12 protein-coding genes, 1 rRNA gene and 1 pseudogene are annotated in these 15,691 nt (G+C 74.8%); 3 read left to right on the top strand and 11 right to left on the bottom strand.

Going from position 1 to position 15,691, the window contains the following annotated elements; all coding sequences use genetic code 11:
• Positions 1–145: 145 nt before the first annotated feature.
• Positions 146–922, top strand: a pseudogene (locus ACZ6Z8_RS35925) (phosphatase PAP2 family protein); the annotation flags it as partial.
• Positions 923–1,097: 175 nt separating this feature from the next.
• Here the strand turns inward: ACZ6Z8_RS35925 and ACZ6Z8_RS35920 are convergent.
• Positions 1,098–1,436, bottom strand: coding sequence for a DUF2218 domain-containing protein (locus ACZ6Z8_RS35920; RefSeq protein WP_465614202.1), 339 nt, complete (start codon positions 1,434–1,436; stop codon positions 1,098–1,100).
• A 164-nt stretch (positions 1,437–1,600) separates the two neighbouring features.
• On the opposite strand from ACZ6Z8_RS35920, the gene ACZ6Z8_RS35915 reads away from it, so the two are divergent.
• Positions 1,601–2,146 (top strand): MarR family winged helix-turn-helix transcriptional regulator, encoded by a 546-nt coding sequence (locus tag ACZ6Z8_RS35915; RefSeq protein WP_465614201.1) that lies wholly within the window; start codon positions 1,601–1,603, stop codon positions 2,144–2,146.
• Here ACZ6Z8_RS35915 and ACZ6Z8_RS35910 read toward each other — a convergent pair.
• Positions 2,037–2,978, bottom strand: coding sequence for an EamA family transporter (locus ACZ6Z8_RS35910; protein ID WP_465614237.1), 942 nt, complete (start codon positions 2,976–2,978; stop codon positions 2,037–2,039). The genes ACZ6Z8_RS35915 and ACZ6Z8_RS35910 overlap by 110 nt on opposite strands.
• A gap of 109 nt (positions 2,979–3,087) precedes the next feature.
• Between ACZ6Z8_RS35910 and ACZ6Z8_RS35905 the strand changes: the two genes are divergently transcribed.
• Positions 3,088–4,110 carry a LysR family transcriptional regulator gene (locus ACZ6Z8_RS35905; protein ID WP_465614200.1) on the top strand — a complete coding sequence of 341 codons (1,023 nt, stop codon included), beginning with the start codon at positions 3,088–3,090 and terminating at the stop codon, positions 4,108–4,110.
• Here the strand turns inward: ACZ6Z8_RS35905 and ACZ6Z8_RS35900 are convergent.
• From ACZ6Z8_RS35900 to rrf, 9 genes are all read right to left on the bottom strand, one after another.
• On the bottom strand, positions 4,091–4,858 hold the full coding sequence (locus ACZ6Z8_RS35900; RefSeq protein ID WP_465614199.1) for a ZIP family metal transporter: 768 nt from the start codon (positions 4,856–4,858) through the stop codon (positions 4,091–4,093). The genes ACZ6Z8_RS35905 and ACZ6Z8_RS35900 overlap by 20 nt on opposite strands.
• Before the next feature lie 505 nt (positions 4,859–5,363).
• Entirely contained in the window at positions 5,364–7,085 is a 1,722-nt protein-coding gene (locus tag ACZ6Z8_RS35895; protein ID WP_465614198.1) for a restriction endonuclease, read from the bottom strand.
• Between the two features lie 114 nt (positions 7,086–7,199).
• Positions 7,200–9,026: a hypothetical protein gene (locus tag ACZ6Z8_RS35890; protein WP_465614197.1), complete on the bottom strand. Its 1,827-nt coding sequence runs from the start codon at positions 9,024–9,026 to the stop codon at positions 7,200–7,202.
• Positions 9,027–9,234: 208 nt separating this feature from the next.
• Entirely contained in the window at positions 9,235–9,891 is a 657-nt protein-coding gene (locus ACZ6Z8_RS35885; RefSeq protein WP_465614196.1) for a YigZ family protein, read from the bottom strand.
• Positions 9,892–10,081: 190 nt separating this feature from the next.
• Positions 10,082–11,371 carry a DUF6986 family protein gene (locus ACZ6Z8_RS35880; protein WP_465614195.1) on the bottom strand — a complete coding sequence of 430 codons (1,290 nt, stop codon included), beginning with the start codon at positions 11,369–11,371 and terminating at the stop codon, positions 10,082–10,084.
• A gap of 129 nt (positions 11,372–11,500) precedes the next feature.
• A complete protein-coding gene (locus ACZ6Z8_RS35875) occupies positions 11,501–13,201 on the bottom strand; it encodes a DUF2637 domain-containing protein (RefSeq protein WP_465614194.1) in 1,701 nt (566 codons plus the stop codon).
• A 196-nt stretch (positions 13,202–13,397) separates the two neighbouring features.
• Complete coding sequence (locus ACZ6Z8_RS35870; protein ID WP_465614193.1) at positions 13,398–14,063, bottom strand: response regulator transcription factor; 666 nt, start codon at positions 14,061–14,063, stop codon at positions 13,398–13,400.
• Positions 14,015–15,424 (bottom strand): sensor histidine kinase, encoded by a 1,410-nt coding sequence (locus ACZ6Z8_RS35865; protein ID WP_465614192.1) that lies wholly within the window; start codon positions 15,422–15,424, stop codon positions 14,015–14,017. Before ACZ6Z8_RS35865 ends, ACZ6Z8_RS35870 begins: the two co-directional genes overlap by 49 nt.
• Positions 15,425–15,622: 198 nt before the next feature.
• Positions 15,623–15,691: ribosomal RNA gene (gene rrf / locus ACZ6Z8_RS35860) — 5S ribosomal RNA — on the bottom strand; the annotation flags it as partial.

The following is a 15,691-nucleotide window of genomic DNA, read 5'->3' as shown; positions in this document are numbered from 1 at the left end:
TGCCCGCCGGAGGGATGTCCGGACAGCGCTGAACGGCCCGTGGGGACCTTGGTCCCCACGGGCCGTTCGGTTGACCGGGGGCGCCCGCGGGCGGCCCGGGCATGATCGACGGGACCGCCCGGGGGTTGCACGGAGCGGGGTGAAGATGATGTGCGGAATCGCTGAAGGCGCTCGGCGCGGAAGGGTTGTTGACGTAGTGTCATCACAGATGGACAGCAGGCCCCAGCCATCGGCGGAGCAGTCCGCGGAGCCGCCCCGAGGGGCGGGTCCGCGCGGGCACCGCGAGGACAACCAGGCCGTCCCGCGAGGGCCGGCACACACCGAAGGCCGATCGACCGACCGTCCGACCCACACCCCCCGGGGCGCGCGGAACGGCGATCATCAGAGCCGCCCCGGAGCTCTCCCCCCTGCTCCGGGGCGGCTGTCCGCTGTTCCGGGCCGGGTGGCGCGGACGGCCCGGTCGGTGACGGTGCCGGTGGTGGCGGCGGTGGTGCTGCTGGCGGTGTCCTGGCAGGTGGCCGTGGACGGGCCGCTGCTCGGGCTGGACCGTTCGGTCCGCACGGCCGTCCGGTCGTCCCACCGGGACCACCCGAGCGCCCTGCTCGACCACCTGGGCCACCTGCTGTCGGACCTGGGCAACGGTGCGCTCGCCGTTCCGGTGCTGCTGGCGGCCGGGGGGCTGGCCGCCCGGTGGTGGCGCCGGGCGGGGGCGGCGCGCTGGTGGCTGCCGCTGCCGGTGGCGGCGCTGACCGCGGTGCTGATCCCGCTGCTGGTGGTTCCGGCGAAGGCGGCGTTCGCCCGGCCGGGCCCGGTCGGGGATCCGCTGGTGCCGGGGCAGTGGGGCTGGTTCCCGTCCGGGCACACCGCGACGGCGACGTTCTCGTACGGCGTGGCGGCGCTGTTGCTGGCCCGGGCGGCGGGGGCGCGGACGGCCCGGTGGCTGACCGCGGGCGCGGCGGCCCTGGCGGTCGGGGTGGGCGCCGGCTGGTGTGGAGCAGCTTCCACTGGCTGCTGGACGTGGTGGCCAGCTGGTGCCTGGCGGCCCTGGTGCTGTGGGCGCTCGACCGGTGGCTGCCCCGGCGGCGCGCCTGACGGGGTCAGGCCTCGGGGGTGTCCTCGTCGTTGCGGTGGACGAGGCCGGGCTCGCCGTTGTCGCGCTGCCATTCGACGACGAGTTCGTCACGGGCGCCGAAGCGGACGAGGTGGCGGCCGACGACGTCCTCCAGCTCGGGCAGCTTGTCGCGCTCGCCCTCGACGGTGAGCAGCAGCGCGTCCGGCTGGGCCTCCAGGGTGGCGGTGCCGGCGCGGAAGACCAGGGTGCCGCGGCCGGTCCCCGGGGAGAAGGAGGTCTCGATCCGGCGGCTCATGTGGGCGGCGAGCTGCTTGGCGTAGCGGGCGGGGCGGTCGGTGGCGACGCGGGCGGTGGAAACGGGCATGGATGCTCCCAGGACAGGGGGAACTTAGGGTCCCCTCACTTAGGAGCACCTTAGCGCAGATGCTGAGCTAAGCTCAACATATTTCTCCGACCACCTTCCACCGTCGGCCGCACGCCCAGGACCGGCCGATACGCTTGGCCCGACGCCAGCCGAGGAGACCGCCGATGACCACCACGCCACCCGCCGGTCCGGCGGACCCCTCCCCCGGTCCCCGGCCCGGCGCCCCCGGCGGCGCCGCCGAACTCGCGGACACCATGACCAGGGCGATCAAGCGGATCCGCCGCCAGACCGGCTGGCGACTGGAGCCCTACGGCATCACCCCGGGCCAGGCCCGGGCGCTGCGCACGCTCGCCCACGCCCCCGGCTGCGAGACCCCGGACAGCGCGATGCGCCTGAGCGACCTCGCCGAGAAGCTGCACATCGCCCCGCGCTCAGCCACCACGGTGGTCGACGCACTGGAGGAGGCCGGACTGGTCGAGCGCCGCCCCGACCCGGCCGACCGGCGGGCGGTCCGGATCCTGCTGACCGAGGCGGGGCGCGCGGCGCTGGAGCGGATCGGGCAGGTCCGGGACGAGGTGGCGCAGGAGTACTTCGGCGAGGTCAGCCCCGAGGACGAGGAGGTGCTGCTGCGAGTGCTGCGCGCCGCCGAGGCCCGCTTCCTCGCAGCCGGGCCGCCGCCGCGGACGGCGCCCCCGGGCGCAGCGCGGTGATGCCGATCCCGGCGATCACCAGCACGGCGGCCGCGGCGGCCGTCGGGCTGACCCGCTCGCCGAGCAGCAGCCAGGCCGAGGACATCCCGAACACCGGCACCAGCAGCGAGTAGGGCGCGACGGCGGTCGCGTCGTAGCGGCGCAGCAGGTAGCTCCAGGCCACGAAGCCGAACAGGGTGGAGAGCAGCCCCACGTAGCCGATCGCGCCGAGCCCGCCGAGAGTCATCCCGCGCAGCGCGCGCAGGTCCGCGTCCGGGCCCTCGACCAGCAGGGACAGCGCCAGCAGCGGCAACGGCGGGACGGCGCTCACCCAGACCATCCAGCGCAGCGCGTCCGGCGGCGAGGCCCTGCGGGTCAGCACGTTGGCCAGGCCCCAGGCGACGGCCGCCAGCACGACCAGCACGAAGGCGCCGAACGGGCCGCCGAGGCCCTGGTCCAGCGCGCTCAGGCCGATGCCCGCGAACGCGACCGCCAGACCGAGCAGTCGCCGCCGGCCGGGGCGCTCGCGCAGCAGCACCGCGGCGAACAGCGCGGTGAAGCCGGCCTGGCCCTGGAGCACCAGGGAGGAGAGGCCGGCCGGCATCCCGGCGTGCATGCCGAGGAAGAGCAGCCCGAACTTGACCACCCCGAGGACCACGCCGACCGCCAGCACCCAGCGCCAGGCCACCCTGGGCGGGCCGACGAAGAAGACGGCCGGGACGGCGACCACGGCGAACCGCAGGGCGCAGAAGAGCAACGGCGGGAAGCTGTCCAGACCGACGTGGATCAGGACGAAGTTGAGGCCCCAGACGGCGGCCACCAGGACGGCCAGGGCGATGTGACGGGGACTCATGCTCGCGCCGACCGGAGCGGCGGGTGTTGCGGTCATGGGTCGAGCATGGCGGCGCCGGAACGTGTAGCACCAGCGATGAATACTGAAGGAAACACTTTAGGATCGCTGCATGATGGATCTCGGGCGCCTGCGGGCGCTGCACGCCGTGGCGGTGCACGGTTCGGTCGGCGGGGCGGCGGCCGCGCTCGGGTTCACGCCCTCGGCGGTCTCCCAGCAGATCGCCAAGCTGGAGCGGGAGACCCGCACGGTGCTGCTGGAGCGGCAGGGCCGGGGCGTGGTGCTGACCGATGCGGCCCGCGAGCTGGCCGCCACCGCCCGGACCGTCCTCGGGCTGGTGGAGCAGGCCGAGGTACGGCTGGAGGAGCAGCGCGGGCAGGCGGTCGGACGACTGCTGGTGGCCGCCTTCGCGACCGGGGCGCGCGGGCTGATGCCCGGGGTACTGGCCGAGCTACGACGGCGCTGTCCGGAGCTGGACGTCCGGCTGCTGGAGAGCGACCCGTACCCGGCGGCGGAGCTGGTGGCGCGGGGCGAGGTGGACCTCGCGCTGGTGCAGGACTGGCCGAGCGTGCCGCTGCCGGTGCAGGAGGGGCTCTCCCGGCTGCACCTCGGGACGGATCCGGTGGACCTGGTGCTGCCCGCCGGGGACGAGCTGGCGGCACTGGACGCGGTGCCGGTGGAACGGCTGCGCGGGCAGCGCTGGATCAGCGTGCCGCCGGGCAACATCTGCCACGACTGGCTGGTCCGCACCCTGCGCGAGGCCGGCGAGGAACCGGACGTGCTCTACCAGGTCGGCGACTTCGAGACCCAGATCGCGCTGGTGGCGGCCGGGCTGGGGATGGCCGTGGTGCCCCGGCTCGGCCGGGGGCCGCTGCCGGCCGGCGTGGCGGCCCGGCCGGTCGCCTCGCAGCCGAGCCGGCGGGTGTTCGCGCTCTGGCGGGCCCAGGCCTCCCGGCGGCCGGCGATCACCGAGGCGCTGGCGGCGATGCGGGACTGCTGGGCGGCGATCGAGGGGGCCGCGGTCGAGGAAGCGGCGGTGGTCGAGGAAGCGGCGAAGGGCGAGGCGGCGGTCGGGGAGGCGCAGCGGCGGTGGCGGCGGGACCGGACCGGCGGGGTCAGCCGGCGAGACCGATGACCAGCCACATGAAGCCGACCCCGGCCACCGTGCACAGCAGGGTGCTGCGCGAGGGGTGCGGGCTGTGCGCCTCGGGGAGGATGTCGGAGGTCGCCAGGTAGAGCAGGAAGCCGGAGAAGAAGCCCAGGTAGAGGCCGAGCAGGTGCTCCGGGATGGTGAAGGCCAGGGTGATCGCGGCGCCGGAGACCGGGGCCAGCGCGTCGGCCGCGAGCAGGGTCAGCGCCCGGCGCCGGTTGTTCCCGTACAGCCGGGTGATCGTGTACGTGTTGAAGCCGTCGGCGAAGTCGTGGGCGACCACCGCGATGGCCACCACGGTGCCGACCGTGGTGCCGGCCTGGAAGGCGGCGCCGATCGCGAAGCCGTCCATCACGCTGTGCCCGACCAGGGCCAGCGCGGCGGTCATGCCGATGCCCTGGTGCCCGGAGCGGTGGGCGTGGCCGTGGTGGTGACCGCCGTGGGTGTGCTCGGCGTACTCGCCCTCGTGGCCGCGGTGGATGGCGACGGCGCGCTCGATCACGTGGATGGTCAGGAAGCCACCCGCGAACATCAGCAGCGCCTGGGGCACGCCGTGCACCTCGTCCGGCGCCTGGTGGATGGCCTCGGGCAGCAGGTCGAAGGCCACCACGCCGAGCATCAGGCCGGCGGCGAAACCGAGCACCAGGTGGCGGCGGTCGCCGGTGCGCTGGGCGACGAAGCCGCCGATCAGCGTCATCAGGAACGCTCCGGCGGCGACCAGGACGGCGGTCATCGGGCCGCCTCCGCCTGGGCGGGCGGTGGTGCCGGGTGCGCCGGCGTGGCCGGGTGCCCAGGAGTGGCGGGGTGCTCCGGGATCGCGGGGCCCGCCGGATGGCCGGTGCTGTCGTGTGGGCCGGTGCCGTCGTGTGGGCCGGTGCCGTCGTGTGGTCTGCCGAGCGTTCTGCCCATTCCTCTTCCCCTGGGGTCCGCCCGTGGCCGGGCCGACCGACGACCGTACCGGACAGCCGTTCGACGGTGATCGCCCGGGGGGGGTGCCGGGGGCTCGACCGGCTGCTCCGCACGGTCCCGCCGGCCCGGCCCCCTCAGCCTTGGTCCGGGCCCGGAGGGACGCCCGCCGGGTGGGCCGTCGGAGTGAAGTCCCGGTCGCACCGCGCCGCCCCGGTTTCGCGGGCATGCCGGTTACGGGGGCGATCCAGCTGCGTGGGCGATCAGGTGGCGTGGGCATCCCGGTGGCGGGGGGGACACGTTGTTGCGGGGACAGGGTGCCGCGGGCCCGGTCAGTGACCGGCGGCGAGCGGCAGGCCGAGGTGGGTGCGGGCGAGTTCGCGGACGCCGTCGCCGTCGATCAGGTGGATGTGCCGGTGGCCCTCCTCCGCGGTGAGGTCGAGGGCCTCCTCGGTGAAGCGGCCGCTGGTCAGGCGCAGGCCGCGTTCGGCGGACTCCTCGCGGACCGCCTCGGCCAGCGTCTCGATCTGCTCCACGCCGACCGACGCGGTGTCCCTGGAGGCCCAGACCACCCAGCGGCCGGGCAGCGCACTGCCGGGGGCGCCCTCACCGGTGGCGACCAGCCCGGCCGGGCCGCGCAGCCGTACGCTCCACTCGGCGAGCCCGCCCCGGGTGAGCAGGTCGCGCACCAGCTCGGCGAACTCGTTGGCGGACAGATCGGGCGCGGCGGGAACGGTGGCACCGGCCTGGGCGGCCGGCTGGACGACCGTCCGGGCGTACGGGTCCGGGGTGACGGCGGCGCCGAGCTGGCGCAGCCGGACCAGGGCCTCGTCCTGCTCGGCGTCGGCGTAGACCCCCTCGTCGTCGCGGTCCTCGTACGGGGTCTCCGGCGGCAGCAGCCGGGTCCGGGCCAGCGCGTCCCGGTCGGCGTCCACGCTGAGCAGGCAGAGCGGCTCGGCCGCACCCGGCTCGCGCAGCCAGCCGTTGAGGACGACCCCGGCGAGTATCTCGTCGGTGTCCACGGCGTCGGCGGCCTGCAGCGAGCGCAGGGCGAGCCGGGCGACCAGCCGCAGGTAGTCGGTGGCCCGGTCCGCGGGCGGACGGGGCACCGGGACGATGTCGCCGTCGGGGGCGAGCCGGTACCCGGTGAGCGAGGGCACCAGGTCCAGCGAGGGCAGGTCGAGGTCCAGCACGGCGGTGCGGGTGAGCGGCCGGAAGACCGCCCGGCAGGGGGCCGACAGGTCCTGGGTGGCGGTCTCGGCGGCGGCCAGCGCGCGCTCCAGCAGCGATTCCACAGCGGCCGGTTCGGCCAGCCGGTAGGCGCGCCGGCACTCCTCCAGGCTCTCGTTGTACTCGCGCACCGCCCGGGCCCGGGCCTCCTCGGCCGCCTCGTGGGCGCGCCGGGACTCGTCGGCGGCCGGGCTGCCCGCCTCGGCCCGGCGGGTGCGCCACTCGCGCAGCGCACGCTGGTGGGTGAGCCGGGCCTGGGCCAGTTCGCGCTGGTAGCCGGAGTCCAGCAACCGGCGGGAGGGGCCGCTCTCCGGGTCGGCGGCAGCCGGCTCGGCGGGGGCGAAGTCCTCCCAGCGGGGCTCGGACCCCTCCTCGACCCCCGGGCCGTCGGCCGGGTAGGGGCGGGGCTCGTAGTGGCGCAGCTGACTCTCGAAGTCCATGGCCGAGACCGGCAGCGCGGCCCGCCGCAGCAGGTCGGCCAGCCGGTCGTGCTCGGCCTGGACGGTGAGCGTGCGGTGGTGGGTGAGGGCGGCGGCCCGGGCGTGCGCCGCGATGGCCTCACCGGGGTCGGTGGAGTTCGGGTCGGCAGGGCTCGGGTCGACGGGGTTCGGCTGGTCGGGGTGCGGGTCGACGGGGTGCGGGTGCTCGGGGCGCGGGTCCGTGGCGTTCGAGTCGGGGCGGCCGGGCGTGGCCCGGCCGGCGGCGTCGTCCGGCTCCGGGCCCTGGTCGGCGCCGAGGTCGCGGAAGACCGAGGCGAGGAAGCCCGGTTGGGGGAACTGGACGGTGGCGGTGCCGTCGGACTGGCCGTCTGCTGAGTACTGCATCGGTCGTCGTTCCCCCATGCTCGTCCGGCGCCTGCCAGGGGCGGCCGGCCGGCCCGCGGCCCCGCCCCTGCCGGACATTGTCCACCGAACGGGCGCGGCGGTCAGCCAAGCCGGTCAGTTGGTCCGGGTGTTGGTGAGGTGCAGGCCGATGTAGCCGACATAGATCCGGCCACTGCCGGAGCAGTCGTCCAGATAGTGCAGCCGGGGTGCGGTCCGGCCGCCGCCGATCCGCAGGTGCGCGCCCATGAACGCGCGCCGGGAGGCGTCCACGCATTCCGGTACCGGCAGCATCCGTTCGCGTTTCCACTTGGTGTGGCTGAACACCGTCCGGGACTCGCCGCGCACCGCCTTGCGGGGCGGGAAGCGGTGGCAGCCGTCCGGGGTGTGCTCGCACCACTGCTTGAAGTCGCCGCCGGCCGTGCCGCGCACGGCCGCCTCCGCGTACTCCTGCAGGGCCGTCAGGCCGTCCCAGGCGAGCCGGGCCCAGCCGGCGCCGGCGCACTGGAGACCGTCCAGGGCGAGTGCGCTCTTCTGGTCGCCGGTGAAGGTCAGCAGCGGGAACTCGCCGATCCTGGCGAGGAGTTCGGTGAAGGTCTCGGGCTTGGCCGGGCACCCGGCGGACTGGGCGGCGCCGCGACGGCCGGTGGCGCCCGGACCGGTGCAGTGACGACTGGTCAGGGAGCCCCGGGCGCCGGTGCGGACGCGGACCTCGCGGGTCTCCCTGGTCTGTCCGCGGTCGCGGCGCTCCAGGCGGAGGGTGTGCCGGACCCGCTCCAGTTCGTCGGCCCTGGCCTGCTGCTCGGCACGGTCCTGCTGTTCCTCGCGGGCGAGCGCGGCCAGTTCGACGGCTGGATCGACGGCCGGGTCGACGGCCGGGTCGACGGCCGGGTCGAAGGGCCGGTTCCCGGTCGCCGCCGTGCCCGTGCCCGTTCCCGTGAGCGCGGTCCCGGCCCCGGTCGTCCGGTAGGCGGTCGGGCGCAGCTGCGGGGGCGGTACGCGCAGCACAGGGACGGCGGCCAGCGCCGGGGGCAGCGGCTGGTCGGCTGCGAGGCGGCGCGGCTCCCGGGCGAGCAGCCCGGCGGCGCGGCGGAGGTCCTGCTCTATTCGGCCCCGGGCGAGCACCGGGTGCCGGGCGCCGTCCTGCCGGGAGGCCGGGTCGACTTCGGGCAGGTAGGTGCGCACCGCGCCGCCGTACACGGTGTGGTACTCCAGCGCGACGTTGAACCCGGTGCGGGCCCCCGGGTCCAGCACGTAGGCGGTGGCGAGGCCGGGGAGCTGTCGGCAGAGCGGGCGGACCACCTCCCGGACCCACTGGTCCAGCGGGAGGTTCACCGGGACGCTGGCGACCACGGTGGGCAGCCGGCGCTCCGGGTCGCACAGCTCGTCGATCAGGTCGTCGACCTCGTCGGCCGTGACCACCCGGGGGGCGGGATGGACGGCGGCCGGGCCGTCGGCGGCGTCCAGCAGCGGAAGCAGCGTGCGGGCCAGCTCGGGGACCGGCACCCGGCAGGGGGTGCGCACACCGCTGCCGGTGTGGTGGGTCTCGGCCTCCAGCCGGAACCAGGTGGGGCCTCCGGCTCCGGTGGCCACGGTGAGGGTGAGCTGTCGGGTGCCGTGGGGGGCCGGGGTGCGCAGGCGGCGGCGGTCGTAGCGGCCGGCACCCGGGCCGCCGCGCAGCGGCCCGCGGTCGCGGTCCAGCAGGACGCGCTCGCCCAGGCGCAGTCGCTCGGCGGCGGGGAGCGCTCCCGCTGCGGCGTCGGGGGTGGGCGGGGGCTCCTCGCAGCCCTCCTGCTTCAGCCAGGAGGCGAGCTGCTCATCGGCCAGGGCGACGGCCTCGGCGTGCGGGAGGGCGGTGGTGACGGTCATCCGGTAGGGCGTCGCGGGGCCGCGGGCGCCGGGTAGGTCGGCACCGGCGGACGACGGCGAGCGGTCTGAGGTCATGCGCATACCTCCGTGGTGCGGGGTGGGGTCTGGTGTCCTCCATCGATGGTTTCGTCCGGTTCTGCCGGATCCTTGCCCAGGAAACGCCACGGCCCGGAGCGGAAGTTCCAACTCCGGGCCACGACACTACGTTCGGGTGAATCTGTTCAAGCCGTCGTCCGCGTGGCGCTACGACTCGGCTACGGGAGGCGACCCGGCGGACCGGGCCTCAGACCGGCACCTCGACATAGGTGCGCCCGGCCGGCACCGCCACCGCCGTGCCGCCGGTCGCCTCCGCCAGCCAGGTGTGGAACCCGGCCACCTCCGGCTCCGGCACGCCCACCTCGATCCGCACCCCGGCCGCCTCGTAGGCGAGGTCGCTCACCGCGTACCCGGCGGCCCGCAGGTCGTTCTCCACCCGCCCGGCGCGCACGTGGTCCGCCGTCACCGCGAGCAGCGCGACCGGTCGCCGCTCCAGCAGGCCGACCTCGTCGACCGCCTCCGACACCGCGTTCCCGTAGGCCCGCACCAGACCGCCGGCACCGAGCTTGATCCCGCCGAAGTACCTGGTCACCACGGCGACGGTGTCGGTCAGGCCGCGTCGGCGCAGCACCTCCAGCATCGGCACCCCGGCCGTGCCGCCGGGCTCGCCGTCGTCGCTGGAGCGCTCGCGGCGCTGGTCGTCGCCGACCACGAAGGCGGTGCAGTTGTGCCGGGCGTCCCAGTACTGCTTGCGGATGCCGGCGATGAAGGCCTGCGCCTCGTCCTCGTCGGAGACCCGGGCCAGGTGGCAGATGAAGCGGGACTTCTTGATCTCGGTCTCGTGGCTGCCGGCCCGCCGGATGGTGAGGTACGGCCTGGCGGTCGGTTCCGGCGTGGCGGACATGGCGCGGTGGTTCTCCCGGGAACGGCGACGGCTGGCGGCGCGCGCCCCGGGATCCGGGGCGGCACCGCCAGCCTAGTTGGCGCACGGCCGTGGGCCGCTGGGGGCCGCGGCCGCCGGATCGGGCCGGAACGGGACGGGCGGGGGTCGGGGCCCGTGGCCGGGGTCGGCGGTGGGGGTCCGCGGCCGGAGATCAGCGGCCGGCGAGCACGTCCAGTCGGGCGCGGTCCAGGCCCGTCAGCGCGGTGACCTCGGCCGGGTCGACGGCGTCGCAGTCCAGGCCGCGCAGCAGGTAGCCGCTGAGCGCCCGGGCGGTGGCCGGCTCGTCCATGACGTCGCCGCCCGCCTTGGCGACGTATGCGGCCAGCCGGGCGGCGGCCGCCGCCAGGCCCTCGCGGTAGAAGGAGTACACCGCGACGTAGCGGGTCGGCAGGTGCGCCGGGTGCATGTCCCAGCCCTGGTAGTAGGCGCGGGCCAGGGAGCGGCGGACCAGGTCGTGGTGGAGCTTCCAGGCGGCGTGCACCTGCTCGGTGGAGCCGGTGGGGATCACGTTGGTCGAACCGTCGGAGAGCCGGACCCCGGTGCCGGCCGCGGCCACCTGCATGACCGCCTTGGCATGGTCGGCGACCGGGTGGTCCATGCTCTGGTGGGCCGCGCTGACGCCGCAGGAGGCGCTGTAGTCGAAGGTGCCGTAGTGCAGGCCGGTGGCGCGGCCCTCGGCGGCCTCGATCATGAGGGCGACGGTGGCCCGGCCGTCCGGGCCGAGGATCGCCTGGGTGGTCTCGATCTGGATCTCGAAGCCGATCCGCCCGGCGGGCAGCCCGGCCCGGCGCTCGAAGTCCTCCAGCAGCCGGACCAGCGCGGTGACCTGCTCGGCGTAGGTGACCTTGGGGAGGGTCAGTACCAGGCCCTCGGGCAGGCCGCCGTTCGCCAGCAGGGTGGCGAGGAACAGCTCCAGGGTGCGGATGCCGCGGGCGCGGACGGGCGCCTCCATGCACTTGATCCGGATGCCGACGTAGGGCGGCGCACTGCCCTCGGCCACCGCGGCGGCGACCAGTTCGGCGGCGCGGACGGCGGCGGCGTCCTCCTCGGCGTCGGGGCGGGGGCCGTAGCCGTCCTCGAAGTCGATCCGCAGGTCCTCGATCGGCTCGCGCTCCAGCTTGGCGCGTACCCGGGCGTGCACGTCGGCGAGCAGTTCGTCCTCGGCGACGCCGAGTGCGCGGGCCAGCTCGGCGGGGGTGCCGGCGTGGGTGTCGAAGGCCTCCAGGGCCTGGCGGCCCCATTCCCGTACGGTGTCGGCACCGAAGGCGTCGGCGGGGACGTAGACGGTGTGCACCGGCTGCCGGGTGCCGGAGTCGCCCGGGTAGCGGCGCGCCAGGTCGGCGTCCACCGGGGCGAGCAGCGCCTCCACGGCGTCGCGGGCGGCGGCGGAGAAGGAGGCCCCGCCCGTCGGTCCGGTTCCGTCGACCTCGACCTGCGACATCCGCACTCCTCCATGCCGAACCAGCACTTCAACAATTTGTTGAGGCGAAGGTAGCTTCGGTGGGGTCGGGCGTCAATGGCCGACCGAGCGGTGGACGCGGGTGTCGGACGCGGGGGGGGCGGGGCGGGCTCAGTCCCTTCCGGCGGCGGCGTACCGGTCGCGCAGCTGCGGGTAGAGCTCGGCGACCTCCTTGGGGTGGACCGAGCCGTCCGCCCCCTTGCCGGTGATGCCGTACTCGGCGGTCAGCCAGGCCGCGAGGCGCGGCGGGTCGGGCTGGTGGCCGTGGTTATCGATGTAGGAGACCAGGGCGTCGTAGGCGATGTCCTGGTCGAGCGGCACCGCCTCCGGGTGCGGTTCGGACTGCGCGGCTTGGGCGGGCTCCTCGGCCGGAGCGGGCTGCTCGGGCTGGGCGTGGTGCTCGCCCTGGGGGGCCGACTGACGGTGCTGCGGCTCCACGGTCGACTCGGCCTGCGGCTGCGGGGCGGCCGGGTGCTGGGACTGCGGCCGCGGCGCGGGGGCCGGATGGGCGGAGGCGGACGTCGGGGCCGGGTGAGCGGGCACGGGGGCGGACGCGGCTGCAGGGGCGGGCTCATCGGCGGCCGGGCGCGGCGGCTTGAACCACGGCGAGGCCTGGCCGGGCACCCGACCGCCCGGGGCGGGGTCGGCCGAGTGGCCGGTGGTGCGGACCGGGCGTTCGGTCCAGACGTTCAGCTCCTCGCCACGCGGCTGCGGGGCGCTGTCCGTCGCCTCTTCCGGCTCATGGGCGACGCGCAGCCGGACGGCGTGCAGCTTCGCCAGCATCGGCGCGGCGACCTCGGGCGACAGCGGCGCGGCGGCCGCGGGAGCGGGGGCCTGGGACTGGTCCTGGCCTGGCTGTACGGCCTGGGCCGACTCGGGCTGGGGCTGAGGCTGGGGCTGAGGAATCTGCAGGATCTGCTGGACCTGCGGCTGGTGAGGCTGTCCGGGCTGAGGCTGTCCGGGCTGGAGCCGCTGGGCCGCCTGCGGCCGGGTTCCGGTGGGAGCCGCGGCCTGGTCGCCGACGGCCGGCACCACCGGGGCGATGGCAGCTGCGGCCCGGTGCTGCTCCACCGGGGTTTCCAGCTCCTGGGGCACCTGCTCCGCCAGGGCCTCCTTGGCCTCGCGCTCGCGGGTCTCCTCGTCCAGCCGGTCGAGCAGCGACGGGTCCAGGGGAACGCCGAACTTGGCGAGCTTGAGCGGCAGCAGCGCCTGGATGGGAGCCGAGCGACGCCAGCCCCGGCCGTAGCGGAACCGCAGCTGGGCCCGGTAGACCAACCGGTTCTGCTCCAGCCGGATGACCTCGTCGTAGGAGCGGAGCTCCCAGAGCTTCATCCGCCGCCAGAGCCGGAAGGTCGGCACCGGGGAGAGCAGCCAACGCATCACCCGGACCGATTCCATGTGGCGATCCGCGGTGATCGCCGCGATCCGGCCGACCGCGTGCCGGGACGCCTCGACCACGACGACGAACAGCACCGGGATGACGGCGTGCATCCCCATGCCGAGCGGATCGCCCCAGGAGGCAGCCGCGTTGAAGGCGATGGTGGCGACGGTCAGCAGCCACGCGGTCTGACGCAGCATCGGGAAGGGGATCCGCAGCCAGGTCAGCACCAGGTCGAGGGCGAGGAGCACGACGATGCCCGCGTCGACGCCGATCGGGAAGGCGTAGGAGAAGGCACCGAAACCTTTCTCCATGGCCAGCTCGCGCACCGCGTTGTACGAGCCCGCGAAGCCGATGCCCGAGATGATGCAGGCGCCGGCCGCGACCAGGCCGAGCAGGCCGCGATGAGCCTTGGTGAGCGTTGGGCGTGCCATTACGTCTATCAACCCCTGGATGTCGGCTGCTGCCGTACGGGCCTCGGCTGCCGGTTCCCGTCAGTCGGGCCGCCGGACGGCTGAGCAACCTCCGGGCTCGGCCCACCGGAGTTTACTCGTACGCCCGTTCCGGCTTTCCCGCAGCCTGGAGGGTCGCCGTTCGGGCCACCCTCGCGCGTCCGGGCCGGTCGGGCCGTCAGCCGCTCTGTCCCGCCGTTCCGTTGAGGTAGGCCAGGACGGCCATCACCCGACGGTTGGCGTCCTCGTCGGGGGCGAGTTCGAGCTTGCTGAAGATGTTGGCGATGTGTTTGGCCACGGCGCCGTCGCTCACGGACAGGCGGGCGGCGATCGCCGAGTTGGAACAGCCCTCGGCCATCAGCTCCAGCACCTCGCGCTCGCGCGGGGACAGCCCGAGCAGCGGGCCGGGCCGGCGCGAGGTGGTCTGCATCAACTGGGCGATCACGTCCGGGTCCATCGCCGTCCCGCCCGCGGCCACCCGACGGACCGCGTCGATGAACTGCCCCGCGTTGAACACCCGGTCCTTCAGCAGGTAGCCGACCCCGCCCGTGCCGTCGGCCAGCAACTCCCGTGCGTACAGCTGCTGGACGTGCTGGGAGAGCACCAGCACCGGCAGGCCCCGGATCTCCCGGCGCGCCTTGAGCGCGGCCTGGAGACCCTCGTCGGTGAGCGTCGGGGGCAGCCGGACGTCCACCACCGCCACGTCCGGGCGATGGGTCAGCAGCGCCTCCAACAGCTCGGGGCCGGTCTCCACCGCGGCGGCGATGGTGAAGCCGTGCGCTTCCAGCAGACGGATCAGACCTTCGCGGAGGAGGTAGAGGTCCTCGGCGAGGACAACTCGCACGGCAACTCCAAGGTGATGGTGGTGGGACCGCCCGACGTGCTGTCGATGGCGAGGACACCGTCGAAGGTACCCAATCGGCGCTCGATCCCGCGCAGGCCCGTGCCCCGCGACGGATCCGCCACGCCTACACCGTCGTCCGTCACCGTGATCCGCAGGAACCCCGCCCGGTACAGGATGTCCACCCACACCTGCTCCGCCCCCGAGTGCTTGGCCGCGTTGGCCAGCAGCTCGCTGATGCTGAAGTAGGCGGCCGCCTCGACCGGGGCCGGCAGCCGGTCGGGCAGGCTCACGAAGACCTCGGTCGGCAGCGCGCTGTCCAGCGCCAACGCCCGCACGGCGTCGCCGAGTCCGCGCTCGGCGAGCACCGGCGGGTGGATGCCGCGGACCAGGTCCCGCAGCTCCTGCAGCGCCCGGGCGGAGGACTGCCGCGCCTCGGAGAGCAGTTCCCGCGCCGCCTCCTGGTCGGTCTCCATCAGGTGCTCGATGGTGCCCAGGGTCATCCCGATCGCCACCAGCCGCGCCTGGGCGCCGTCGTGGAGATCGCGCTCGATCCGCCGCAGTTCGGCCGCCTGGCTGCCCACCGCGTCCGCCCGGGTCTCGGTCAGCTCGGCCACCCGCCTGGTCAGCTGGGCGTGCGTCGCCCGGCCGTCCTGGTCCAGCACCCTGCGGGCGACCTCCGCGTACCCGCGCACCGCGTACGGGGCGAGGAGCATCCCGGCGAGGACCATGCCGATTCCGACCAGCAGGCTCAGCGCCATGGACGTCATGCGAGGACTCATCGGGCCGAACGCGCTCGTCGGCACCGGGCCCGACAGGGCGAGGGCCGTCCCCAGCACGAGCAGCACACCCACGGCGCCGCCCAGGGCCACGACCAGGACGGGATTCACCGCCAGCCAGAGCAGTTCCGCGCGGGTGGTCCGGTCCCGCAGGCCCCAGTGCACCAGCTGCGCGTACCTCGCGACCGTCCGCGAGCGGTGGTAGGAGTACCCCGTCCACCAGTGCCCTCGCTCGTCCGACTCCAGCTTCGGCAGCGGACTGTAGACCGCCGGTAGGCGTATGCCGTACCAGCGCTGCAGGAACCCGCGGGTACGGTCCGCAGTACGGCGGACGCACAGGGCGGCCACCGTGGAACCCACGACCGCCGCGACCGCGAGGGCCACCAAGGACGACGCGTAGTAGTACTCCAGGAACTGGGACGTCACCGCCCCCGAGAAGATCGCGGCCGCCACCGGCAGCACGAACCCCGGTACCGCGCCCAGCACCGCCTGCGCCAGCCGGGCCAACCCCTGACCGCCGGCCTGGAGGGCCTCCCGCATCTGCGCACGCACGGACGTGCCGCTCGTACGAGTCTCTGTGGTCACGCAAGCTCCCGATGCCGGTACCGATCGTCCTTCATCAGTGTTCACGAGCGACCCGCTCCGGACACTGGCCATGGCACCCCAATTACGGGGTGGACCTAGCACCACCTGTCGGTGGCAGGAGCAACACCTGGCCGTTCGGACGGTCCGGAAATGCGAAAAGCCCCTGATCCGATGGATCAGGGGCTTTTCTGAATGATTGTTCGGCGGCGTCCTACTCTCCCACAGGGTCCCCCCTGCAGTACCATCGGCGCTGTGAGGCTTAGCTTC

The organism is Kitasatospora sp. NPDC101108 (genome assembly GCF_055584725.1).
This window is presented reverse-complemented; position numbering and strand designations above follow the sequence as displayed.

Excerpts from the sequence above, each read along its gene's own strand:
- ACZ6Z8_RS35920 (WP_465614202.1), bottom strand. The coding sequence starts at position 1,436 with ATGCCCGTTTCCACCGCCCGCGTCGCCACCGACCGCCCCGCCCGCTAC.
- ACZ6Z8_RS35900 (WP_465614199.1), bottom strand. The coding sequence starts at position 4,858 with ATGACCGCCGTCCTGGTCGCCGCCGGAGCGTTCCTGATGACGCTGATC.
- ACZ6Z8_RS35875 (WP_465614194.1), bottom strand. The coding sequence starts at position 13,201 with ATGGCACGCCCAACGCTCACCAAGGCTCATCGCGGCCTGCTCGGCCTG.
- ACZ6Z8_RS35890 (WP_465614197.1), bottom strand. The coding sequence starts at position 9,026 with ATGACCTCAGACCGCTCGCCGTCGTCCGCCGGTGCCGACCTACCCGGC.
- ACZ6Z8_RS35880 (WP_465614195.1), bottom strand. The coding sequence starts at position 11,371 with ATGTCGCAGGTCGAGGTCGACGGAACCGGACCGACGGGCGGGGCCTCC.
- ACZ6Z8_RS35885 (WP_465614196.1), bottom strand. The coding sequence starts at position 9,891 with ATGTCCGCCACGCCGGAACCGACCGCCAGGCCGTACCTCACCATCCGG.
- ACZ6Z8_RS35905 (WP_465614200.1), top strand. The coding sequence starts at position 3,088 with ATGATGGATCTCGGGCGCCTGCGGGCGCTGCACGCCGTGGCGGTGCAC.
- ACZ6Z8_RS35910 (WP_465614237.1), bottom strand. The coding sequence starts at position 2,978 with ATGAGTCCCCGTCACATCGCCCTGGCCGTCCTGGTGGCCGCCGTCTGG.
- ACZ6Z8_RS35915 (WP_465614201.1), top strand. The coding sequence starts at position 1,601 with ATGACCACCACGCCACCCGCCGGTCCGGCGGACCCCTCCCCCGGTCCC.
- ACZ6Z8_RS35895 (WP_465614198.1), bottom strand. The coding sequence starts at position 7,085 with ATGCAGTACTCAGCAGACGGCCAGTCCGACGGCACCGCCACCGTCCAG.